This window comes from Sphingobacteriales bacterium (assembly GCA_016700115.1).
Classification (GTDB): Bacteria; Bacteroidota; Bacteroidia; order Chitinophagales; family UBA2359; genus UBA2359.
Genome location: CP064999.1, coordinates 326,353 through 351,662, shown reverse-complemented (window position 1 = coordinate 351,662; position 25,310 = coordinate 326,353). Strand labels below are relative to the sequence as shown.

Genomic DNA, 25,310 nt, shown 5'->3' with positions numbered 1-25,310 from the left:
TTACCTCCGCTATAACCGGCTTAAACCAATTCTATAGTACAAGACAAAGCAAGGATATATAATGGCTTTTCTTGCTTATTTAACATGCATGGTATCGGAAACCGAAAGTCTTTTACGGCCCTTTGCTCTTCTTCTGGCCAATACAGCGCGTCCTCCTTTGGTTTTCATGCGCAATCTGAAGCCATGTTTGTTTTTACGCCTTCTGACAGAAGGTTGAAATGTTCTTTTCATGAGGATATGATTTTACAATTTGGGCTGCAAAAGTAATACTTTTTTAAAGTTATTGTATATCGGAGGATACATTTTTTAACCATAAGGGTTAAAAATTAGGTTATCCGTTCATTGAAATCAAAAATTCTTCGTTAGATTTTGTGCCCCGCATGTGTTGAAGCAGGAAATTCATGGCTTCTTCGGTATTCATATCTGCCAAATGGTTTCTAAGAATATACATGCGTTTGAGCACATCCCGGTCTAACAACAGGTCGTCACGGCGGGTGCTCGAGGCAATTACGTCAATTGAGGGATAAATCCGTTTGTTGGACAGGCGGCGGTCAAGTTGGAGTTCCATATTTCCCGTGCCTTTAAATTCTTCAAAAATCACCTCATCCATTCTCGAACCGGTATCAATCAGGGCAGTGGCAATGATGGTCAAAGACCCTCCTTTTTCTATGTTCCTTGCCGCGCCGAAAAACTTTTTAGGCTGATGTAATGCGTTGGCTTCGACCCCTCCCGACAACACTTTGCCCGAAGTAGGAGCAACGGTATTGTGTGCCCTTGCTAATCTCGTAATTGAATCTAACAAGATGACCACATCATGTCCACATTCTACCAAACGTTTAGCTTTTTGGAGTGCAATTTGAGATACTTTTACATGGCGGTCTGCCGGCTCGTCAAAAGTAGAGGCGATGACCTCTGCATTTACACTGCGCTCCATGTCGGTTACCTCTTCGGGGCGTTCATCAATCAGCAGGATGATAAGATAGACTTCGGGGTGATTTCTGGCTATGGCATTAGCAATATCTTTGAGCAAATAGGTTTTACCGGTTTTGGGCTGGGCAACAATAAGTCCGCGCTGCCCTTTTCCGATAGGGGTAAACAAATCTACGATTCGCATGGATAAAGTGCTGTTATCTCCGGACAGGTTTATTTTTTGGTCGGGAAACACCGGAGTCAGATAATCGAAAGGCACCCTGTCGCGCACATCCTCAGGACCCTTTCCATTGATTGACTCTACCTTTAATAGTGCGAAATATTTTTCCCCTTCTTTGGGAGGTCTGACAGCACCGGTTACGGTATCGCCGGTTTTTAAGCCAAACAATTTTATCTGAGAAGGTGAAACATAGACATCGTCCGGTGAACTGAGGTAGTTGTAATCTGCGGAGCGCAAGAAACCATACCCGTCTGCCATCATTTCCAACACACCTTCGCCTATGATCATGCCGTCCATGTCAATATTAAACTCAGGTTCTTTGTCTTTGCGGTTGTGACGGTTGTCTTGATTTTGTTGCTTTTCCGGTCGCTTTTCTTTTTTTCTGTTCTCATCGTTGTTCAATATCACCTGAGTTTTTTGAACAACAACGGGGGACAACTCAGTTTCAATGGTTTTAGGCTCTTCGGTTTTGTTTCGGTCAATAGCGGTGTCTTTTTCGCGCTCTTTCAGTTCGGTAATCGGAGTTCTTTTACGCAATTTTTTAACCCTTGACAATCCGTTTAAGCCATTGTTGCCATTTTCATTTTCTGTTTCGGCCTCTTCTTCCTCTTTATTTTCGGCAGCACGTCTTTTTAAGGTAATTTGGGTTACATTTTTTTCCTCTACTTTGTCAGTTGTTTCGGTATTTTCTGTACTGACTTCTTCCACGACATCATCCATTGATATGATGATTTCGGGGGTTTCTTCGGATGGTTGGGTTTCCTGAATGTCAGAATATGCGGAAGGGCGATCGTCTTTTACTTCGTCCGGTTCTTCCATACTGGAAAGAATAGCCTGCTTGTCTAAGATTTTAAGAATAAGGTCGTTTTTCTTTAGCTTGCTAAAGCCATCAACTTCTAATTGATGGGCAATTTCCTTTAAATCGGGCATTACCATTTCGCTGAGCTGCAAGATATCGTACATAAGTAGGAGAAGATTAAATTTGGAATTTTTAAAAGCTAAAATGTCTAATTGAAAGATTGAATTTATTGCTAAGAAAATCTTTACAAACCGGGGGTATTTAAATTTTTATCCACAGCAAATTTTCAGTTGATACGTGTTCACACATTCATACAGAATTGATGAAGGGCTTAAGGTCAAAAGGTTTGCAGGGAAGTTCCGGTTTAACATTCAGAGAGGGATAGGCTTAGTTTATGGCGTTTGTAACAACACAAGCGGCAGAACATAAAAAGATGATATGGTCAAGGCAGAAAGGAACATATTTTCGGATGAGTTTGTCCGTACTTTTTACATAGTAAAACTGAGGGCAAGCCTTTACAGTGTTCAGGCTTTTGGAATCAAAAGCTAAATCATACAATAATGTTCTATTATCTGTCATAAAAAATCCTGACCCCCGAAGTGCTGAATTAAATACATTACTCTGAACAGAAAAAAAAGTGAGCAATCGAATGTTCAGGTTTTATCACCCGTTGAGGTAATAAGAAGAATCTGAAACTATAGTTTTGAGTAAGGGAAAAGCCTGATTAAGGTTTTTTAAGAAACAAAGCAATAATGGCTGAAGATTTAGCCCTAATGCACAAATTTTTCAGAATTAAATTCTCCGCAAATTTAAGGCAGTTTTTGTTTCATGCAACTTTTTTGGTCAAAATGTGCATAACTATTTATCACTTACAGATGATTTAACCTTTCTGTATTAAATCTGCATCGTAGAGACAAGGCATGATTTGTCGCTAAGCCCATCCACCAAAACAAACACACCCATCCAATACATCATCGCTAAAAAATGGAAGGGGTTTAGGTAAAATCAACCTAAAAATAAGGTTTTTGCACCCCTGCCATGCTTCAGATCACCTCCGCAAAGAAATATTGTACCCCTGCATTACTTCAATGTATCTCTGCAATGACTTCATGTGCCTCTGCAAAGCTTTAAATCACCTCCGCAAAGACTCATTGCACCCCTGCTTTACATCAATTCACCTCTGCAAAGACTTATTGCACCCCTGTTTTACATCAAATCACCCCTGCATAGACTCATTGCACCCCTGCATTACATCAAATCACCCCTGCAATGACTCATTGCACCCCTGCATTACTTCAAATCACCCCTGCAAAAAGCTATTGTCAACCCTGTTTTTTGTCCATAATTTAGTAATTTTGAACTACAAATTTTGAGTTGGCGGTTAGCTTTTTTAAGTTTTGTGGCCGGTTTTTTAAACCTTGGTCGTTGTTTTTTGATGTGGGGTTGTCTTTTTTTTAAGAATGGAGGACATGAATTACAATTCCTCCCAGGTCAGGATTTGGTGTGGCACAACGAAATGTTGGGTAATTTGTTCATCGTTAAATTGCTTGATTTCATTTCGTATTTGCCGGATTAGTTTAAATAGCTGATAGGTGCCTTCAATGATAGCCATTACTGTTGCAAGGGTAAATACGCCGTCAATATCTTGTCCTTCTTCTGCGTTGGCGGTTTGCAACAAAGTCAGGAATGTTTTTTCGTAGTTTGAAGAGGCTTCGTTGAGGCGGTATTTATAACTGTCGCTATAAACCTGCGGGTCTATGGTCATGGCTTTTACCTTATTGGGGTCGAGCAGGTCTGCCTTCATGTTTAGCAAAACATTGTTAAACCGCTGAACTGAAGTGTTGTAAGCGGCTTGTAATTCATTCAGCACCTCCGGGTCGTAAACATCACTGTTGTTTTTAGCCATCCTGCCTGTGCCTTCGACAACATTTGCCAGAGAGTCGAAAGTAACCATAAATTCGGAAGTTGTCAGTTGTTGAAGGGCGGCCATGGTTTTTTTGCTTTGCGCTTCGGCCATGTGCAAACTGAAATACATCAAACAGGTCAGGAAAAATGCGATGATTTTCATAGTATGGTTATAGTTAATGGTTTTGTCTTAATTGGATAATAGCTAAAAAAAATAATGGCAGGAATCCGGGAATCTAACTACGACGAAGAGGAAAGAAGTTTGCTGTTTTTTCTCAAGAAAATAAAAGCCGGGTTGGTCCTCTATTGCGTAATCACCACTCTAAAACCGGTTTCATCGTCGCGGATAGATGGAAAGGTACGGTTTCGGTTGGCAGCTCTGCCGTAGGAGGGAGATGCATTCCAGGAACACCCTCGCAAAACCCGATAGTCTGTTTGGGTGGTATTTACCGGATTGTTTTGCGTGCTTTTACCATAAAAATCGTAATCGTACCAATCAGCGCACCATTCCCACACATTTCCTGTAAAATCAAACAGTCCCAAAGCGTTGCCGGTAAAACTTCCTACGGGCATGGTTTTGCCTTTGAAATCCCCCTGAACAGATTGCTTCATAAATTCTGAATCGCCCTTAAAATTGGCCTCTATTGGATTTAGAATATCTTTCCCATTGGCAAACCGCACTTTTTCCCCTCTGCTGCGGGAGGCATATTCCCATTGAGCTTCTGTGGGCAGGCTATATTTTTTACCACTGACCTTGCTCGCCCACTCACAGTAGTCCATGGCATCTTCCCAGTTAACATTGATGACCGGACGTTTGCCCCGCCCCCAACCTTCATCAAAGGGTTTGGAGCGATTGGTTTCTTCACAAAACAGGTCGTATTCCTCAAAGGTAACTTCGTATTTGCCGATATAAAAATCGCTCAGTGTTACCTGATGAGTGGGTAGTTCATCGCCTTCACCCTCTGCAAATGTATCTCCCATGGTAAAAGTGCCCCCCTTGACAAATACCATTTCCGGAAGGTTGGGGAGGTCTAATACCGGAGGTTCCGGCTCAGGAACAGGAACAATTACCGTAGTATTTCGGGGATTTAGTCGTTGTGCCTGATCGAATCCTTTTTTTACTGCCATCAGTCGTTGAAATCGGGGTGGATGTGTACCACCTCCGGATTCGCTGATAACATTGCTGTAATACACTTTTTGGGCATCGGTCAGATTTCCTCCCATTTTGTAAATCATTCCTCCGGCAAACTCGTCTGCTTCTAATTCTATTTCGGGGCGGCTTCCGCCGGGTTGGAGAATATGAAAATTGAGCAAATGCCCGATTTCGTGCGCCAGCACTGCCAATGCCGGCCAGTCCGTTTTTGGATTGTTGTTCAGGGATACGGTGGTAAAGGAATAGGTATTCAAGCGGCTCAGAAAGTTGTTGTCGTATATCAGGGCGGGTACCGTCATTCCTCCCACATTGAGCGTTGTGGCAGCACAGTTGTTGATATTGTTGCACTGAAAGACCTGAAAGTTTCGCTTAACTCCAATCAAATCCAACATTTGGTCAATATAGGTTTCGGCTTCGTGTGCATCTCTAAATCCCAACATGTCGCATACTTCTGCAACATTGATTTCGCTTCCATCAAAAGAGCAACCTGCGAACTTTGTGTTTTGTGCGGACAGGGTAAAGTAACAACAACACAAAACGGGTATCAGAAAGTATTGGTAAATTAAGGGTTTCATGGGTTCTTGTTTGGCAATTAAAAAAATGTTTGAAAACATAAAGGTATCAACTTTCTAAAAACTTTCCTGTAAAGATGCGCTTTACGAATTTGCGACATTGAGGGGCAATTTTAGTAAAGTGATTGTTCCATCCTTTTTATGCTTTTTTGAGCCTCTCCACCTCTGTGTTAATTTCTTTAAGCACTTCTTTATTGGCAATTTCTCCATTAAGGCTGAATACAATGAATACCTTTCCTCCGTAGTCTTCCTCGAAGTCAAGAAATCCTGCTTTCATTCTTTCTGAAACCGAGTAATTTCCAAAGTTTGACTTGGCTGTAACAGGTTTGATTTGAATACCAAATGCTTTTTCACCGATGTGTCCCAAATAGTCAATGTCGCCTGCATGGTCGAGTTCTGACGGACTTTCCTCAAACCTTACTGAGGGGTATAATTTTGCTAATCCATCATTGACAACCGATTTCTCTCGAATATATCCGTCAAAAGTCCGATTTATAGTCAAATTGTGAATATAGTCAATGCAATCTTGTAATGTCAAGTTTCTGAATGCCTCTTGCCATTCAGGAATGACAACTTCTGTTATTTTTTCGTGAAGACGATTGCCGAGTTCTTCCAAACTCTCTTTGGTTACTTTGAAGGTGTTTTTACCATCGGTGTACGCATTTTCGAAATACCACGCTTCCCATTCTTCAATCGTATTTGGCTGACATTTGCGTATCAATGCCATGACTGCACCGACTTTGTTTGGTCTCGAAAGTTGGTAAGTTTGGCAAGCATAATTCAAGACCTTTTCTTTTTTGCCAAACTCTTTTGAGTATCTCTTCATTCTTCGCTATAAATTCCGTTGTTACGAATGTTATCGCCTCTATTAGGTTTTTGAATCCATTTTACAGCGATTTCAATATCTTCCTCACTAACATTCACAAACACACCTTTTTTAAGAGGTTCCAATTGGTAAACCATGTACTTCCACCATTTCTTTAATGATGCTTCTAACATTCTGGCAGTTTGACCCCATACATTCAACTCCAAGTTACATCGGCAATTGGAGGATAATGCACGGCATTAGCATGGCCTAATGCATTGTCTTTCAAATATTTCCAAATCAATTCTTGTTCTGTTGTCATTTATCTTGCTTTAAGAGGTTATTAAACTTCTGCTTGTACTTAAAGTTAGCAGAATTGTCAACCAATGCTAATCCTTCCTTCAAAAGGTGTGCGTTCAAAAAAGTCTTGTTTTCAAGATAGAGGTAAGCCATAAGGTGGTTATGCTCATCGTGCTTGACTTCATCATATTTTAGAAACACTTTTTTTCCTTTTGTCTTTTTGATGAGAAATTCATTGGCACTACCATTTTTACTAAGGTCTTGCTTAATTCCGATAAGTCTTATAATTAAATCATTGTTTAACCTTACCAATTCGGGGCTTATAACTTCTTTAACTGTATAAAAATCTTCTCTCTTTGCACTACCATTAGCGTCGAGTTTAGATCCAAATTGAAATTTCTTTACATCTACTTTTTTGTCTAATTTATGGGCGTCTTTAAAAATATAGGGTAGTTCTTTGATTTTTTCCTCAAAGTCAAACTTTAATTCAGATTGTTTTATAAAATCTATTCTGGCATCCTCAAATAAAACGTTGTCATTTGCGCCTAATTTTTGTTTAATAATTGGAATAAATTCTGGATTGATTTCATATCCGCATGAGTTTCGTCCAAGGATTTTTGCAACTAATGAGGTTGTGCCACTTCCAAGAAATGGGTCAAGTACATTTTCTCCCGGGAAAGAGAACATTTTTATAAGTCTTTTGGGCAATTCTTCCGGAAACATTGCCAAGTGATTATCTTGACGAACTCCACTAATATACCAATGACCATTAAAGTAAGTGTTCCATTCTTCTGTTGTCATTGCAGAATGTTCTTTTTGCTCAGCCGTTGGTTTAGGTGCATTTCCCTGCTTTTTAAAGAGAAGGATGTACTCAAAATCTAACTTTACAATACCGTTTCTTGGATGAGGAAAACTGCCCATTATGCTTGCACCACCTGTCGTATTCATGGTTGTCGTTTTCTGCCAAATGATAGAACCCATAAAGTCAAAGCCTATCATTTCACAAAACTTGATTATTTCACTATGAATTGGGATGATTTTATAGCGACCGTAATAAACCGACCTTGCAAATTGGTCACCAATGTTTATACATAAACGGCAACCATTGTGGAGCACACGAAAGCACTCTTTCCAAGTCAAATTTAGATGGTTAATATATGTTTCGTAGTCGTCGTGAAAACCAATTTGATTTTCAGTGCCGTAGTCCTTTAACTGCCAATACGGCGGAGAAGTAACAATTAAGTGAATGCTCTCATCTTTGAGTTCACTCATTTGCCTACTATCGCCGTTTATAATTTTGTGATAAGTTCCCTTCATAAAACTAAAATTTGAAGCAAAAATAATTCATTTTTCTCTCTTTTTTATTATATTTTGTTTTGTTTTATTGCATGGAACTTTTTTTTATTCTAATCATTGTGTCCATTCTATTTTGGAAAAGGGCAGACCATTAATGGTTGAAATTTGTAGTTAAAAACTTCAGCCTGAGCAAGTTTCTTTATGGGTACACATATTCCACCGGTGAAAAAAATCCTGAGAATAAGATTATATTTGCTATAAAAGGGGAAGCAGTTTGCTTCAAAAACAGCTTAAATTTAAATCATTATGAAAAAAATACCGATGGTCAAAACTATCTGCTTAGCAATAACAGGGGTTCTATGGCTTTCCAACGCTTATTCACAAGTACAGAGCAAAGGGTTGATTTGGGAAGACGACCAATATTCTGAAGTCGAGCGAGTGGGAACGGGGATGAACTTTGCAGCAAATGAGCCGGTTGTCAGTCTGAAGGCATATTGCCCGCAACCGGGAAGTCAGGGCAATATGGGTTCTTGTGTAGGATGGGCCAGCAGCTACGGCGCATTAAGTATTGCCCTTGCTCAAAAAAACAACCTGACCGACCCTGTTCAGATTACGTCAATTGCCAATTCTGCCCTGTATGTGTATAACCAAATCAAACTAAGTGATTGTCAGCATGGTTCCCGCATCACCGATGCCCTAAAGTTGCTAAAAACCAATGGCGCATGTCTGAAAACCGATTTTGATCCCGGAAACTGCAACACCCTGCCCGGCATGTCCGAACATTCAAAAGCCCAGCCTTACCGCATCAAAGACTACGCCACTTTGTTTGGCATCAGTGACCCGAAAGAAACAAAAATCGGAGCTACCATTAACAGCCTCGCCTCGGGTAAACCTGTGGTTATCGGCATGAATGTTCTAAAGTCTTTTGACCTGCTTCGCTCAGAGAAATGGGACAGCAATATGGGAAGCAAGGAATTTGCAGGGGGACATGCCATGGTGGTTATTGGGTATGACGACAACAATCGGGTTTTTGAAATTCTGAACTCATGGGGTACATCCTGGGGCAATGGTGGTTTTTGTAAAATTGGCTATGATGACTTTGCCACTTATGTAAAATATGGGTTTCAGTTTACCTTAGACGAAAGGAAAGACCCCGAAATAGACCCTGTTTTGCTGTCCGGTGAGTTTGTGTTTGAGCGATTTTTGAGATGGGATGAACAACATAATACCCCCATTTTTGCCGAAGTCAGGCCCATGTTGAACAATAACCTCTATACCTTGTCGGGTACTGTGGTAAAAGTAGGGGATAATTTCAGGGTTACTGCCAAAAATGTTCGCAAAGACAAGTATATTTATGTTTTCAGCATTGACCCTTCCAACAAGGTAGAAATTCTTTACCCCAAAGACAAGGCCTTTGAACAATCGGATAATGCGAGCTTGAAAGAATTGCCCCGGGTGCCATCAGAAAAGGCAGTGATTCAGATTCCGGGCGGCAATCAGGCTATCCAAACCGATAAAGCAGGTACCGATTATCTCTGCATTTTGTATTCTGACAAGGTCATTGATGATATCCGGGAGTTGGTGCTCAAAGTTCATCAAAGCAGCGGAATCGATTTTTGGACAAAACTGAAAAGCGGTTTCGGAGACCGCCTCATGCCCGTTGACAGCATAGAATACAGCAACGGGATGATGAGTGTGAATGCAAATTCGGCAGAAGGATATATTGCACCGATTGTGCTAAAAGTAGAGGTAACTCAATAGGTATGCCGCCACTCAGTTCTTACCGCAATTATAAATTATTGCCCAATAAGCTATAGTCCGCTTGCCTTATCCGACCCTTCGGGCAGTAGAGTGTTCCTGTAGTTCAAGGGTTTCGGTGTTCAGATTTTCAATCAGCACCACTCCGGGTTTTTTACCCGTTTCAAACGAACCGAGCGTTTTCTCAAATCCAAGTGCAGTAGCCCCGTTCAATGTTGCCCAGGTCAGCAACTCCGAAAGGGGTATTTGCGGTGCGTTTAAGGCAATCGTCTTTAGTTCAGATAAAATACAAAGTTGCCGGTTAGAGGTCAGGCTGTCGGTGCCGATTACAATTTGGCAGCGATTTCGCATAAATTGTTCAAAGTCGGGAAGCCGGTTTTCGATATACAGGTTTGCATTGGGGCAAAAACACCAGTATATATCGTTGTGATAAGAGGCATGGGCAAAGGCTATATCTTCTGCCGAAGTATAGGTGTTGTGAATAAGCAGCAGTTTACAGTTCCCTTCAAGATGTGACAAAACATAGTAGAGAGATGAAGTGCCGGGAGGGGTGAAAAAGTCCGTAATTTTTCCCATCCCTATAGTATGGTAAAACTCAACAAATTCACCCGTTCCGAAACGGAACAACTCTTCTTCTTCCAAACATTCCTGATTGTGAATACTGACAACACCGCCTCCATAAACTGCGCTGAATGCCTCGATTTGCCGGAGCAAATTGCCCGAAACGCTATAGGGTGCATGAGGAACAATGCTGCAAATATTGCCGTTTGATGGGGCAAATCCGTCAAACAATTCTTTTCCCAATCCCATAGACAGGTCTGCCCTGGCAGGATTTAAGCCGAAAATTTCCAGAAAAGTATGATAGTCTAAATTGCCCTGTCTTTTTCGCTCAATAGTATGAGGTGTATTGGAAATATCTCCGACCGCAACTATGCCGTTTTTTATCATTTCTTTTTCGCCGGCTTCAATTTCTTTCAGAATATCAACCTCATCAAAAGACTTTCTCAATTCGCCAATGGGTTTCAGAAACCCCAGCAATCCCGTCCCGGCAGGAATAGCTCCTTTCAGATGTGACAACTCCAAATGACAATGGGCATTGATAAACCCGGGACATAACACACCGCGGTAACGGGTTATTTCTTCATCCGGAAAATCCCCTTCGTTAGCCACTTCCTGGATATAGCCATCTTCTGTTAAAACAACGATTCCGTTTTTGACCGGCGGACGGTTGATTGGAAAAATATAATCGGCCTGCATTTTTAACATACGTGGTCGGAGATTGTAGGTGGGGTTTAGGAGTTGCCGGTTGAACAAACCGCTGTCAGTTAAGAACTCATCAGGATAACATAATCGTGATTAGTCTGTCGGGGTTGAATACATCTGATTTCAGCAGATAAGAATTTGACGAATGGGCTATGAGTAGTTTTGATTTTTGTGTGCATCGGATAGCATTAAACCAACCCGGAAGAAACAATAAGTTTGTGTTTTCTTATATTTAACATAAATGGTTCGATTAATAAAAGAGAATTGATTATCTTTGCGGCATTTTTAGGGGGATAGTTTTTAAAGCCTTTTTAAAATTAACCATAAGAAAAACAAAAGGAACAACCTGCAATTCAATGCAGGAAAAAAACATCGCCGCTAAAACCGGATAACTAACAGAAGCCATAAAGTATAAACCGACCCATGTCAGCCTATAAAGAAGTAAAGCAGCTCAACCTGCCTGAAATAGACCGAAAAATATTGAGTTTCTGGAAAGAACACCATATTTTTGAACAGAGCATTGCCACCCGCGAAGCAGGCGAGCCTTTTGTGTTTTATGAAGGACCTCCTTCAGTTAACGGCTTACCGGGCATACACCACGTCATGGGGCGCACCATCAAAGACCTCTATTGCCGTTTTCATACTTTAAAAGGGAGACAGGTACACCGAAAAGCCGGATGGGATACCCACGGTTTGCCCATTGAGCTTGCGGTTGAAAAAACGCTCGGCATTACCAAGGAAGACATCGGTAAAACAATTACCATTGAAGAATACAACGCTCAATGCCGCAAAGAAGCGGTAAAATTTACCGAAATCTGGAACGACCTGACCGAAAAAATGGGGTATTGGGTGGATTTGTCCGACCCTTATGTAACCTTTGAAAACAGCTATATCGAAACGCTTTGGTGGTTGCTCAAACAACTGTATCAAAAAAACCTGTTGTACAAAGGTTATACCATTCAGCCCTATTCTCCTGCTGCAGGAACCGGACTCAGCTCACACGAATTAAACCTGCCCGGTGCTTATCAGGAGGTTAAAGATACTTCAGTGGTTGCCATGTTTAAGGTCATTCATAACCAACAATCGGCCTTTTTATTCGCCACTCCGGACGAAAATGTGCGAATACTGGCATGGACCACCACCCCCTGGACCTTACTTTCCAACACTGCTTTGACACTTGGCCCGGAAATCAGTTATCTGAAAGTTGAAACCTTTAATCCCTATACCGCTGCACCCGTCAGTGTCATTTTGGCCAAAGACCTGCTGCATAAGTGGTTTACTACTGAAGGAGAATCGGCACCGATGCAGTATCAGGTTCATGATAAAACATTGCCTTACCGTATTGTTGCAAACTATACCGGTAAGCAGTTGGGCGGACTTGACTATCATCAACTCCTTCCTTATGGCAACCCAATCGAGCCTTTACAGGGAGCTGCCGGTGCATTCAAAACCATCACCTCCGATTTTGTAACCACCGAAGACGGAACCGGAATTGTTCATACAGCGCCATCATTTGGAGCTGACGACCGCAGGGCAGCCATGAACAACGGCATCGGAACCCTGACCCTCGTTGACAGGCAAGGTAAATTTATTGATACGGTGGGTGAATTTTCGGGCAGATATGTCAAAGACTATCAAAACGAAGGTAAAAACTTTAAAGATGTGGATGTGGATATCGCCGTAAAATTGAAGTTGAACGGCGATGCTTTTAACATCCATAAATACGCCCACAATTACCCGCATTGCTGGCGAACCGATAAACCTATCCTCTACTATCCTTTGGATTCATGGTTTATTCGCGCCTCTGAATTTCGTGGGCGAATGGCAGAACTCAATAAAACCATATACTGGAAACCGGCCTCGACCGGCGAAGGCCGTTTTGGTAACTGGTTAGATAATCTGAACGACTGGAACCTGAGCAGAAGCCGTTATTGGGGCACTCCACTGCCAATCTGGCGAACATCTGACGGAACCGAAGAAATCTGTATAGGTGCTGTTCAGGAATTGAAAGATGCCATTGAACATGCGTTAACTTCAGGAGTATTAACCCCTGAACAAACCCGGCAAAACGAAGACTTTGCCCTTAAAATGGCTGCCGGCAGTTTTGACCTGCACCGTCCTTACATTGACTATATTACCCTGGTTTCCGCTTCCGGTAAGCCAATGCAACGCGAACCCGACCTGATAGATGTCTGGTTCGACAGCGGTGCTATGCCTTATGCACAATGGCATTACCCCTTCTCGTTGGCTTCCCTCAAAGGACAATTCCCTGCCGACTTTATTGCCGAAGGTGTTGACCAGACCCGTGGATGGTTTTATACCCTTCACGCCATTGCCGTCATGCTTTTCGATTCCGTAGCCTTTAAAACTGTGGTTTCAAACGGATTGGTCTTAGATAAAGACGGGATGAAAATGAGCAAAAGGTTAGGCAATGCGGTAAACCCGTTTACTACTATTGAAAAATATGGGGCAGATGCTACGCGGTGGTACATCATTTCCAATTCCAATCCCTGGGATAATCTGTTGTTTGACGAAGAAAAACTGGCAGAAGGGCAGCGCAAATTTTTTGGCACCCTGTTCAATACTTATTCCTTCTTTGCCCTCTATGCCAATGTTGATGGATTTACCTATTCAGAAACAGACATCCCAATGCAGGAGCGGCCTGAAATTGACCGTTGGATCATTTCGCTGCTGAACTCACTTTCAAAACAGACGGAGGATTTATATGCCGATTACGAAGCTACTAAAGCAGCCCGGATTATTGCCGATTTTGTAGGAGACCATCTCAGCAACTGGTATGTACGCCTCAGTCGCCGCAGGTTTTGGAAAGGGGAGTATAATGCCGATAAGATTGCAGCCTATCAAACCTTATACACCTGTTTAAACACCATTGCAAAACTGATTTCCCCGATAGCTCCTTTCTTTTCAGACTGGCTTTATGGCAACCTGAATAGCGTCTCTAAAAAAGAAACCGCTGTTTCGGTTCATCTTTCACAATTTCCTCAAGCAAACGATGCCGTCATAGACGTAGATTTGGAAGAGCGGATGCAGTTGGCACAAGATATTTCATCGCTCGTTTTGGCCTTGCGCAAAAAAGTTGAGATAAAAGTAAGACAACCTTTGCAAAAAATACTCGTTCCTATATTGAACGAACACCAACAAATACAATTGGACAAGGTGAAAGACCTCATTTTGGCCGAAATAAATGTTAAGGAACTTGAGTTTATCACCGATACAAGCGGGTTGATTATCAAAAGGATTAAACCCGATTTTAAAAAACTCGGTGGCCGATTGGGTAAAAATATGTCTTTAGTAAAAGACCGGTTGGAGGGTGTAAAAGACAAGCAGGGAAATGTGTTGACAGAAGGATTTACGCAGGAAGAAATTGCTGCCCTCGAAAAAAACGGCACATGTGAACTGATGATAAACAACGAAACAGTAACAATTTCCGTCAATGAAGTAATGATTGTATCTGAAGATATTCCCGGATGGCAGGTAAACAGTATGAACGGCATTACCGTGGCGCTGGATACCCATATTTCAGAAACCCTGCAAAACGAGGGGTTCGCCCGGGAATTGGTCAACCGCATACAAAACCTTAGAAAAGAACAAAACCTGAAAGTAACCGACCGGATACAACTCATAATAGAAGCTAACGGTCAACAGGAAAACATCAGGCGGGCAGTAACCGGTTTTGGCGGCTATATCTGTGCCGAAACTTTAACCGAAAAATTAACAATCGCCGAGCATCTCGAACCTTCCATCACGGTCGAGGTCAACGACTTTCCCTTAAAGGTTTGGATTGAACTTTATGAAAAGAAAAGTTAACCGGAATTTATTTAGTAATAAAAAAACGCAATTGAACAATTAACATACAAAATTCATTACTACTCTAATAAACATGCGCACTCCGGTAGTTTAATCTGTTGACAATCACCGGAAACAAATTAAGTAATTCGTCCTGCAAACTTTTTTAAAAAACAAAAAACACTATGACAAAAAACCCGGAACTAAATGACAACGTGGAAGTAAAGGAAAAAACGCATTTTACAGATGAAGAGTTGCGCGAGTTTAAAGACCTGATTCTCAGCAAATTGGAGCCGGCACGTAAAGATTTGATTTATCTTCAGGAGCAGGTAAAACAACTTACTGAAAACCCAAACAGCAAAAGTCTCGGTGGTGAAGACAGTACAGGAACGGTCGAAAAAGAATATTTGAATCAAATGGCTTCACGTCAGCTTCAACACATCAGACATCTTGAAAATGCCTTAATCCGAATCGAAAACCGAACTTATGGAATTTGCCGCGAAACCGGTAAACTGATTCCAAAAGAAAGGCTGAGAGCAGTACCTCATGCCACTTTGTCAATCGAAGCAAAAAACAAGCAAAACAAACAGCCCGTTTTATCCGGCGTTAAGACGGAAAATGTATAGCCTGATACTCCTTTAAGGAACTTATCCGGCATCATTTGCCGGATAAGTGGTATCAATATGTGCCGGTTAAATTATCTTGTTTTGTCTTTTTGAGGCAACTCCCAAAACAACCCCTGTTCAGACCTGACAATACTAATCGGGTATAGGTATTACCCACGTTGAAAATTCCGGAACAGATTGAATCTGATCATCTCTAAAAAAATCCTATCGGTAAAACAATTACACCAATTTGATTAACGACAAATCCTTCTCCTGCTTTGGGACCTAATAAATCTGCAATCGCACTGTTTACCATCTTTCTGGTACTTTTTATTGATCAGTTCACTAAAATTTGGATAAAAACTCACCTGATGATTGGGGAGGAAATCCATGTGTTTGATTGGTTTAAAATACATTTTGTCGAAAACGAGGGGATGGCCTTTGGCATGAAATTAGGTGGCGATTATGGGAAGTTCATTTTAAGCAGCTTTCGCATCATTGCTGTTGTTTTCCTGATTTTTATTTTGCGCAGCCTCATTCGCAAACCGGACACCACACTTGGTTTAACGCTGAGCATGTCCTTTATCCTGGCCGGTGCTATCGGTAATATCATAGATAGTGTCATTTATGGAATCATTTTTTCGGATAGTCACGGACAAGTTGCCACTTTTCTGCCCGCCGGAGGAGGATATGCAGGGTTGCTTTATGGTAAGGTTGTGGACATGCTGCATTTTCCCATCTATCAGGGTTGGCTGCCGGTTTGGATTCCAATTTGGGGAGGTGACTATTTAATTTTCTTCAGACCTGTTTTTAATATTGCCGATTCCGCTATAACTGTGGGTGTCTTTTCGATTTTATTATTCCAACGCAACTTTTTTGCCCATTTCGAGGACAGTAATAAAACTAAAGAAGCAGAAGTTACCCCCCTTGAAGCAAAAACTGACCATGATTCTGAAGTTGAACAAATTGTTGAAAACCCGGCAACCATAGAATCGGAAGATTTGAATGAAGATTTGGACGAAAATATACCGGAAGGAACTCAGCCCATGCCCTATGTTGATACATCAACTCCTTTTGAAACAGCAACAGACAATTTAGTAGTTGAAGACTTATCAGACGAAATACCTCAAAATCCGGCAGCAGATATAGCTACGAGCGATGAGGTAGTCAAAGAATAACAACATCGGGTATTAAATACAGGAACTGCATTTAACCCTCTGCCATCCCATCATCCTATAACACATCACAAAGCAGGTTTCCCTTCAAAACGGGCAATAATACTAACTATGATTTAATTTTGAACCATCAGTTAATGGCAATCTTTTTTAAGTTTCCCTCCACGGAGGGATTAGCGGTGGGTTCTTGTAGATAGTAAAGTGGTATGAGATGGTAGTCAGTTGCATTAAAAAAAGACCGGGCATCTGACCGTTGGTTCAAACACTTGAATTGATATATGTTTCTAATACTAACCGCAATACTTGTGTAGGGCAGATGCCACAGAAATTTTTAAAAACATTTTACCTGTTGTATCATCCATTCAAAAACTGTAACTTTATACCCTCAATACTTTGTTTATGAAACGAAATTGGGTTTAAGTGCTGCAATTGTTTAAACTGAATTTCATCTTTTTATTAAAATTAAGTTCTTATGAAACGAAATCACCCAATGCTTGCCGGATTTTTCCTGTTTTGGACATTCCTGTTGGTTGTATTTAATTCTTGTAAGGAAATCCCTCCATATATTGATTTCACGGAAACCTTGTCCGATACTACTTATGTAGATATCGTCGAATCTCCTCAAATCAGATTAGTCATTTTAGAAGAGTTTACCGGAGTGCGCTGTGTGAATTGCCCCGCCGGTCATGAAGTTTCAAAAGCATTGTTGGCGGCAAATCCAAATCGGTTTGCATATATGGTACTACATGCAGGTTTTTTAACCCAGCCTTATGCGGATAGTCAGCAGCAGTTTGTAATAGACGAAACCACATTCCTGTACGATTTTCTGGAAGTTCCGGCAGTGCCCGCAGCAGCCATCAACCGGGTTCAGTATAGCGGTGAAAACTTTTTATCAATTTTGAATCCAAATTCATGGGGAGCAAAAGTAGCTTTGGAACTACAAAAACCCACGCCGGTTAATCTGACTTTGAGTAGCGAATATGATTCCAATAACCGAAACCTGCGCATAACGGCCCGAATCCATTACACACAGGAAGTCAGTGCGGATAACAATCTCAGTCTGTTCCTTGCCGAAAGCCATATCGTTGACCCACAACTAATTCCTGACGGAACCTCAAGTATTGTCAACCTTGAGTATGAACATAATCATGTGGTCAGAAAAATGCTCACTGCTCCTCAGGGCTTAGTGCTGAATGTCGAAAAAATACCCGGCAGAGTAGTGGTAAAAGTGTTTGAAATTACCCTGCCCGAAGCATGGAATGCAGATAATTGCGAAGTAATCGGTTTTGTACACAATGCCGGTGTAAACAAAGAAATCTTACAAGGAGCAACCATCAAAATTGTTGAATAATCCTGCCCTGTTTTTTAACAACTCCAAATCATTTTCTATGGAAACTCCCTGGTCAAATACACCCAAAGATGATGCCTTTGATTATTCATCGAACACCCCTGCTAACCCTCAAACTCAGTATGCAGGTTTTTGGCTTCGGGTAGTTGCAGCTTTGGTGGACGGAATTATTTTGAGCATTTTTACAGCAATAGTTATTTCCCCTATTTTAAGGCTATTGGGATATGATTTTAGTTTTGAATTTTCTATGTTGGACGACCCAGAAAACCTGGAAATTGCTATTTCAGAACTATTGGACAACATGATGTTTAGTGTTGCTATCAATTATGTGGTGGGATGGTTATACTATGCCTATATGGAGTCGTCAGAAAAACAAGCTACTTTTGGTAAACTGGCTTTAGGTATCAAAGTAACCGACACTTCGTTTCAAAGAATAGATTTTGCAAAGGCATCTATGCGGTATTTCAGCAAAATTTTATCGGGCATTATTATGGGTATCGGGTATCTTTTGGCCGCCTTTACCGAAAAAAAACAAGGACTGCATGATTTAATTGCCGGCACTTTGGTAGTTAAAAAAGAAACAGAAACTTCGGGTTTTGAACCTGTTTAACATACATTTGTCTTTCTTGATTTATTAAAGTAAATACTTTCCGAAAACCATGAAAAATCTCCTTTTAAGCCTCAGTATTTTCTTAACCATTACACTCTTTTATAGCTGCGACTGCGAAAAAGGTTCGGGAAACGTCATTTCCGAAACCTATGAATTTGATTATTTTGACAAGATTCAACTCGAGGGCGATTATACCGTATATATTTATCAGGATACGGTTTCTCAGATAACCATTGAAGCAGAAGACAATATCTTGCCCCTGATAGATACCTATTTGACCATTGACGACAGGCTGATTATAGATACCGATAAATGTATTGGCAAACACAAACAAATTATCATTACCGTGTCTATGCCCGATGTGCGGGAAATAAGGAGCGACGGCTCTGCTGAAATTTCGGTAGTCAGTAATGTTCAAACGGATCAGTTGCGCCTGGAAACCTATGGATCTGGTAAAATCATCCTCAACATGGTGAATGCGGAATCATTGGTTTTCGTGGATATCAGAGGGTCGGGAGATGTGAGGATTGATGATTTGACTACGCCGTTATTGAAAGTGAAAATATTTGGTTCCGGTGATTTTACTGCTTATGGAACTGCGGAAGTATTCGATATTGATATTTTCGGTTCGGGCGATGTAAATGCTTTTGGTTTAGACAGCGAAATTTGCGATATAAGCATTACAGGCAGCGGCAACTGTTCCGTAACTGTTTATGAACGTTTGGATGTGCAGATTACAGGCAGCGGTAATGTATATTACCGGGGAGACCCTACTACAGTTGATGTTTATATAACCGGTACAGGTAGAGTCGAGGCGGATTAAATTAAATCCTGAACCGTATTGTGATAGGTTCAACTAACTTGTTCCGAACTACAGTTCATCTTCGGTATCGTGCAGTAAAAGCAAAGGAACAGGCGCTTTGTAAGCCATCCTGCGGGTAACACTATTTAGCAGCCATTTATCCAACCTCCCCTTGTTGGTACGCTCTACCATAGCAACCAAATCGGTTTCTGAATGTTGTTTTAAATAGTCAGAAAGTGCTTCATCCACACTACTGTGGTTAATCTCTGTCAAATCATACCGGCCTTTTCCCAATATTGTATCTGCTTTCTTGTAAAATTCCATCAGCTTTTTATTGTGAGAACGGGTTTCTTCAATGACGACATGTACAAAGTTAGTAAATGCTCCAACTGCCTCTGTAAAGTCGTGTAATTTTTGCAGTGTTCTTTCATTAGCTGAAAGGTTTGTAGCATACATTACCCGTTTAATTGCCTTATAGGTACACGTTTCCGGAACAATGAGCAGGGGACAGGGCAAGGGAGTCGCAATTAAATTTTCTAATGTACTGCCAAAAAACAAATTCCGGATGGTATCTTTAAAAAAATTGCCCGCCGATAACTCACTTAACCATCCCTTTTTTTTAGCGCTCATCACTAACAAACCAAAGTCTTTTCTTTTAACTTCTTCTATAATTGATTCGGAAGTCATATTAGGGATATAGTGGTATTGCGCCTTAATACCCGACAGGATTTCTTTACTATGTATTTTTTGTACAATGTCGGTAAAGTGAAGATGAGCAAGTTCATCAGCCACATTTAGCAAATGAAGCAGGTCATCGGCCGATTCCGATTGTTGATGAATGGAAGACAGCACCGTAATGACAGCATTACTTTGTTGAGAGACCTGAACGGCGTAGTTGAGTGCCCGAGCCGTATGAATGGTAAAATCAATTGGAATCAATAATGTTTGTAACATAAATCGGGAGTTGGCACACTATAGCTGAAGTTTAAAATAAAATGCCAAATTAACCGTAATAACTGAACTCTGTTCAGTATGAATGAAATTTGATCGAAAAAAGAATATCCGTAGCTTTTTAAAATGATGAATAAACAGCCCGGAATTGGACTTGACGGGGTTACATATTTCGCCTGTATTGCCCGCCGACTTGATAAAGTGCATTGGTGATTTGACCAAGAGAGCAATACTTCACAGCTTCCATGAGGGTTTCAAACAAATTGCCGTTTCGAATAGCGACATTTTGCAAATGAAGGAGATGTTCTGCTGATTTTTGGGCGTGGAAGTCGTGAAGTTGCTTTAAAGTGTTGATTTGTGCTTCTTTTTCTTCAACGGTTGAACGGATGACCTCTTTGGGCAGGATGGTAGGCGACCCGTCTGCTGAAAGGAAGGTATTAACTCCGATGATTGGCAGTTTACCATCGTGTTTCAGGGTTTCGTAATACAAACTTTCTTCCTGTATTTTACCTCGTTGATACATTGTTTCCATAGCTCCCAAAACACCACCACGCTCAGTAATTCGATCAAATTCAGACAACACAGCCTCTTCTACAAGGTCGGTAAGCTCTTCGATGATAAAACTGCCTTGTAAAGGGTTTTGGTTTTTAGCAAGTCCTAATTCGTGGTTGATGATGAGCTGAATGGCCATGGCACGGCGCACGCTTTCTTCTGTAGGGGTAGTGATTGCCTCGTCGTAAGCATTGGTATGCAGGGAGTTACAGTTGTCATAGATTGCATAAAGTGCCTGCAGGGTGGTTCGGATATCGTTAAAACTTATTTCCTGAGCGTGCAAAGAACGACCGGAAGTTTGAATATGATATTTTAGTTTTTGAGAACGCTCGTCAGCCCCGTATTTCAGCTTCATTGCTTTAGCCCAGATTCGTCGGGCAACACGTCCGATTACGGCATATTCGGGGTCTATTCCGTTGCTGAAGAAAAAGGATAGGTTAGGGGCGAAATCGTCAATGTTCATGCCCCTGCTCAGGTAATATTCGACATAAGTAAACCCATTGGCAAGGGTAAAAGCCAATTGACTGATGGGATTGGCACCGGCTTCAGCGATATGGTATCCGGAAATGGATACCGAGTAAAAATTGCGAACGTCATTTTGGATAAAATACTGCTGCATATCGCCCATAAGCCTGAGTGAAAATTCGGTGCTGAAAATGCAGGTGTTTTGCGCTTGATCTTCCTTTAAAATATCAGCCTGAACAGTGCCGCGCACTTGCCGCAAAGTATCGGTTTTAATCTGCTCATAGACATCAGGGGGTAAAACTCGGTCGCCCGAAATGCCGAGTAGCAACAGCCCAAGCCCGTTGTTGCCTTCGGGCAGTTGTTGTGCATTATAGACTGGAGGAACTGCTCCCTTTTCGGCAAAAATCTGTGTAATTTTTGCCCTTACTTCTTTTTCCAACCCGTTTTTATGGATATACAACTCACATTGCTGGTCTATTGCGGCGTTGAGGAAAAAGGCAGTTACCGTAGCAGCAGGCCCGTTTATGGTCATCGAAACCGACACATTGGGTTCGCAGAGATTAAACCCGGAATATAGTTTTTTTGCATCATCGAGACAACAAACAGACACCCCGCTGTTTCCAATTTTTCCATAAATATCCGGACGATAGCCGGGATCTTCGCCGTACAAAGTAACTGAGTCAAATGCAGTTGACAATCTTTTGGCAGGCATGCCCAATGACACATAATGAAACCTTTTGTTGGTTCTTTCGGGATTGCCCTCGCCGGCAAACATCCGTGTAGGATCTTCGTTTTCGCGTTTAAAAGGAAAAACTCCTGCCGTATAAGGAAACTCTCCGGGCACATTTTCCTGTAAGTTCCAACGCAAAACATCACCCCAATCTTTGTAGCGAGGCAGGCTGATTTTGGGTATTTGGTTATGACTTAGGGAAGATGTATGGGTCTGTACCTTAATTTCTTTTCCTCGAACTTTATACACATAAGTTGGTGCTGAATATGCTGCTATTTTAGATTCCCAGCTTTCGAGTATATCTGAATTAAGAGGGGTCAGGTGTTTTTGAACTTGTGCCAATTGTTCCTGCAAGACTTGGATAAGTTGCTCTTTATTTATTGCCTCCCGGCTTTGCCCCTTTTCAGTGGTGGCATAAATATCCAACACTGTTTTAAAAGCACTGATTTGCCGGGCAACTGATGCCTGCTGGTCAACCCAGTTATCATAGCGGCGGTTGTTTTCTGAAATCTCCGACAAATATCTGGTACGTGCAGGCGGAATTATGTATATTTTTTCGCTGTCGCCTATTGGAAGTTGTAATGTAGTGTTAAAATCGGTTCCGGTTTTACGGGATATTGTGCCAATCAGGGTTTTGTATAAACGGTTAGTACCCGGGTCGTTAAACTGTGAGGCGATTGTACCAAAAACCGGTAGTTGTTCGTCCGGAGTATCCCAAAGGTTGCGGGCGCGTTTAAACTGCTTTTTCACATCGCGCAGTGCGTCCAATGCTCCTCTTTTGTCAAATTTGTTGATGGCGATTAGGTCGGCAAAATCAATCATGTCTATTTTTTCCAACTGCGAAGCTGCTCCATACTCAGGGGTCATGACATAGAGCGACAAATCGGAAAAGTCAATAATTTCGGTGTCCGATTGACCAATACCCGAAGTTTCGAGCAGGATCAGGTCAAAACCTGCAGCTTTTAACAACAAGATAACATCGGGAATATGCCGGGACAAAGCCAGATTTGATTGGCGAGTAGCAACCGAACGCATAAAAACATTTGGATGGTTGATGGCGTTCATTCGGATGCGGTCACCCAACAGCGCTCCGCCTGATTTACGCTTAGAAGGATCTACCGATACAATGGCAATGTGTTTTTTGGGAAAGTCGAGCAGAAATCGGCGCACTAATTCATCCACCAACGACGATTTTCCGGACCCCCCGGTTCCGGTAATTCCAAGAACCGGAATAGTTTTAGCGGAAATCTGCGACTGAACAATAGGCATAAATTCCCGTGCAAAATCAGGGTAGTTTTCGGCAGCAGAAATGGCGCGGGCAAGATATTGAGGCTGGTTGACCGATAATGATTGAAGTTCGCCATTCAGGTGGTTGCCGGTAGGAAAATCTGACAATTGGAGCAAATCGTTTATCATACCCTGTAACCCGAGTGATCGGCCATCATCGGGCGAATAAATACGGGTTATACCATACAAATGGAGATCTTCAATTTCTGTAGGCAGGATGGTTCCACCGCCGCCGCCAAAAATTTTGATATGTGGAGCTCCCCTTTCTTTAAGTAAGTCGTGCATGTATTTAAAAAACTCGGTATGCCCACCCTGATAGGAAGTGATGGCAATAGCCTGTGCATCCTCCTGAATGGCACAATTTACAATTTCATCTACCGAGCGATTGTGTCCGAGATGTATCACCTCTGCGCCGGATGCCTGCATGATTCGGCGCATAATATTGATGGCAGCATCATGTCCGTCAAATAAACTGGCAGCGGTAACAATTCTTATTTTGTGGGTTGGTGTGTATTGTGTGGCAGGGGTCATATACAACTAATTAGGTTGAAAAAACGCTATTAGCAGAGTATTCGGACCTATTTATATCACGTTAAAAAAGTCCGGTCTATTGGGCATAAAATTACATCAAAAATCGTGAAATCAAAAAGACTACCCTTTGTTATAGCAAGGTTGAATGATTGGGTATAGTTCGGGAAACAACAATGCGCTAAAATGTAAAGTCAATAATTAGCTTTACCTCATCAGACAGATAATATTGGCAATGGGCAGAATTTCTTTTAATACAATTTTATTGGAAAATCTGTTGCGCAAAGAAAAATTGAGCAGTACACTCCGACTTAGTTTAAAGTCCCCACCATAAGCGATAGTAAATGAGTTGCTTTCAGTTTGTCTGGTAAAATTTTGCATAAAAAACTCGGTAAAGAAATTATACCGGCCATTACCAAACCGCATATTGGCACCCCATAAAAAAGAATCACTGATTTCACGAAGTGTATAATGTGCCATTCCGCTTAAAAGCCAGTTTTTACCTAACCCCACCGACGCATTTACCCACATTCCGGTAGCTTCACTTAACAGGCTTAGGCTGTCTAAAGTAACGTCACGGTCAAACACATAGGAGCGAGCAAAGGCAACATCAATCATTGAGGTATTCCAATGCCTGTTAATATAGCGGGACTGAAGTTCTCTGATAGTTTCTCGACGCATAGCCTGGAAATATACCAATTCAGCACGAAGCGAATCGATTGACTGGAACAGGGTGTTTCTCGATCTTTCGGAAGCGGCATCTTTTCTGCCTTTAAGCTTATCAGCCTGTTTTCTCAACTGTCTCAACTCAGACATCATTTGCCTTTCATCACCACCCACCAACATATTGAGCGAATCGACCAATTCAGGGTCGCTCAACGGGTCGCGGCTCCGGTAAATATTCATTTTAAACCCCCACGCCAGATTATTGAGTGAATCGCGGGAAACAATGCCAACCGAACCGCTCAAAGTGGAAAGCATTTTCAACAAAGGATTTGCCTTTTGGTACTTGCTCAAAGGAGCACGGTCGTACAATAAATGCCATAAAGGTTGCGCTTCTATGGCCAAATTGGGTTGAAAACTATATGTCCGTAATGACCAATCAACTTTAAAATTGCGTGGCATACCGGGTTTTATAATGCGTTCGGGGGTGGCATCCAACATTACAAAAGCAGGGGAAACCGGAATTGAAAACTCGGTAGATTTGATGACCTGACCAAATTCGTCATAAGCAGCCTCCTGAGCATAAATCTCATCAGTCCACAAAAACAGACTAAGTATAACACCAACAAAAAAAACAGATTTCATACGATAAACCTTTTAAGTGGTGAAAAACAAAACTTAAAACCGGTTAAATTACGGGGTCAAATGAAACATCTCAGAAAACTGTGTGCTATAGTCTAAGGCAAATCCCCATCAAAACTTACAAATCCATATCAATAAAAACCG

Annotated in this window: 19 protein-coding genes; 7 read left to right on the top strand and 12 right to left on the bottom strand. The window is 41.5% G+C overall.

The window, feature by feature from the left end:
- Nucleotides 1–75 precede the first annotated feature (75 nt).
- The 8 genes from rpmH to IPM47_01280 form a co-directional block, all read right to left on the bottom strand.
- Complete coding sequence (gene rpmH, locus IPM47_01315; protein ID QQS29620.1) at nt 76–231, bottom strand: 50S ribosomal protein L34; 156 nt, start codon at nt 229–231, stop codon at nt 76–78.
- 100 nt (nt 232–331) lie between these two features.
- The gene (rho, locus tag IPM47_01310) at nt 332–2,113 is read right to left on the bottom strand and encodes a transcription termination factor Rho (protein ID QQS29619.1); all 1,782 of its coding nucleotides are present in this window, start codon (nt 2,111–2,113) and stop codon (nt 332–334) included.
- Between the two features lie 223 nt (nt 2,114–2,336).
- Entirely contained in the window at nt 2,337–2,594 is a 258-nt protein-coding gene (locus IPM47_01305) for a hypothetical protein (GenBank protein ID QQS29618.1), read from the bottom strand.
- Between the two features lie 829 nt (nt 2,595–3,423).
- Nucleotides 3,424–4,017: a hypothetical protein gene (locus IPM47_01300; protein QQS29617.1), complete on the bottom strand. Its 594-nt coding sequence runs from the start codon at nt 4,015–4,017 to the stop codon at nt 3,424–3,426.
- Nucleotides 4,018–4,157: 140 nt separating this feature from the next.
- Nucleotides 4,158–5,621 (bottom strand): SUMF1/EgtB/PvdO family nonheme iron enzyme, encoded by a 1,464-nt coding sequence (locus IPM47_01295; GenBank protein ID QQS29616.1) that lies wholly within the window; start codon nt 5,619–5,621, stop codon nt 4,158–4,160.
- 97 nt (nt 5,622–5,718) lie between these two features.
- Nucleotides 5,719–6,405 (bottom strand): MjaI family restriction endonuclease, encoded by a 687-nt coding sequence (locus IPM47_01290; protein ID QQS29615.1) that lies wholly within the window; start codon nt 6,403–6,405, stop codon nt 5,719–5,721.
- Nucleotides 6,402–6,578, bottom strand: coding sequence for a hypothetical protein (locus tag IPM47_01285; protein QQS29614.1), 177 nt, complete (start codon nt 6,576–6,578; stop codon nt 6,402–6,404). Before IPM47_01285 ends, IPM47_01290 begins: the two co-directional genes overlap by 4 nt.
- A gap of 124 nt (nt 6,579–6,702) precedes the next feature.
- On the bottom strand, nt 6,703–7,956 hold the full coding sequence (locus IPM47_01280) for a thermonuclease family protein (protein QQS31358.1): 1,254 nt from the start codon (nt 7,954–7,956) through the stop codon (nt 6,703–6,705).
- A gap of 330 nt (nt 7,957–8,286) precedes the next feature.
- Between IPM47_01280 and IPM47_01275 the strand changes: the two genes are divergently transcribed.
- The gene (locus tag IPM47_01275) at nt 8,287–9,741 is read left to right on the top strand and encodes a C39 family peptidase (GenBank protein QQS29613.1); all 1,455 of its coding nucleotides are present in this window, start codon (nt 8,287–8,289) and stop codon (nt 9,739–9,741) included.
- 66 nt (nt 9,742–9,807) lie between these two features.
- Here IPM47_01275 and IPM47_01270 read toward each other — a convergent pair whose 3' ends face one another.
- Nucleotides 9,808–11,004 (bottom strand): amidohydrolase family protein, encoded by a 1,197-nt coding sequence (locus IPM47_01270; GenBank protein QQS29612.1) that lies wholly within the window; start codon nt 11,002–11,004, stop codon nt 9,808–9,810.
- Between the two features lie 420 nt (nt 11,005–11,424).
- Between IPM47_01270 and IPM47_01265 the strand changes: the two genes are divergently transcribed.
- From IPM47_01265 to IPM47_01240, 6 genes are all read left to right on the top strand, one after another.
- Nucleotides 11,425–14,829: an isoleucine--tRNA ligase gene (locus IPM47_01265; protein ID QQS29611.1), complete on the top strand. Its 3,405-nt coding sequence runs from the start codon at nt 11,425–11,427 to the stop codon at nt 14,827–14,829.
- Between the two features lie 164 nt (nt 14,830–14,993).
- Nucleotides 14,994–15,434, top strand: coding sequence for a TraR/DksA family transcriptional regulator (locus IPM47_01260; protein QQS29610.1), 441 nt, complete (start codon nt 14,994–14,996; stop codon nt 15,432–15,434).
- Between the two features lie 257 nt (nt 15,435–15,691).
- Nucleotides 15,692–16,591: a lipoprotein signal peptidase gene (locus IPM47_01255; protein ID QQS29609.1), complete on the top strand. Its 900-nt coding sequence runs from the start codon at nt 15,692–15,694 to the stop codon at nt 16,589–16,591.
- 469 nt (nt 16,592–17,060) lie between these two features.
- Nucleotides 17,061–17,939, top strand: coding sequence for an Omp28-related outer membrane protein (locus tag IPM47_01250; GenBank protein ID QQS29608.1), 879 nt, complete (start codon nt 17,061–17,063; stop codon nt 17,937–17,939).
- A gap of 37 nt (nt 17,940–17,976) precedes the next feature.
- Complete coding sequence (locus IPM47_01245; GenBank protein ID QQS29607.1) at nt 17,977–18,546, top strand: RDD family protein; 570 nt, start codon at nt 17,977–17,979, stop codon at nt 18,544–18,546.
- Nucleotides 18,547–18,595: 49 nt separating this feature from the next.
- Nucleotides 18,596–19,369, top strand: a complete 774-nt coding sequence (locus tag IPM47_01240; GenBank protein ID QQS29606.1) for a DUF2807 domain-containing protein — start codon at nt 18,596–18,598, stop codon at nt 19,367–19,369.
- A gap of 48 nt (nt 19,370–19,417) precedes the next feature.
- Here the strand turns inward: IPM47_01240 and IPM47_01235 are convergent, their stop codons facing one another.
- From IPM47_01235 to IPM47_01225, 3 genes are all read right to left on the bottom strand, one after another.
- The gene (locus IPM47_01235) at nt 19,418–20,302 is read right to left on the bottom strand and encodes a universal stress protein (GenBank protein ID QQS29605.1); all 885 of its coding nucleotides are present in this window, start codon (nt 20,300–20,302) and stop codon (nt 19,418–19,420) included.
- A gap of 160 nt (nt 20,303–20,462) precedes the next feature.
- The gene (locus IPM47_01230) at nt 20,463–23,864 is read right to left on the bottom strand and encodes a methylmalonyl-CoA mutase family protein (protein QQS29604.1); all 3,402 of its coding nucleotides are present in this window, start codon (nt 23,862–23,864) and stop codon (nt 20,463–20,465) included.
- A gap of 204 nt (nt 23,865–24,068) precedes the next feature.
- Nucleotides 24,069–25,169: a hypothetical protein gene (locus IPM47_01225; GenBank protein QQS29603.1), complete on the bottom strand. Its 1,101-nt coding sequence runs from the start codon at nt 25,167–25,169 to the stop codon at nt 24,069–24,071.
- Nucleotides 25,170–25,310: the final 141 nt, after the last annotated feature.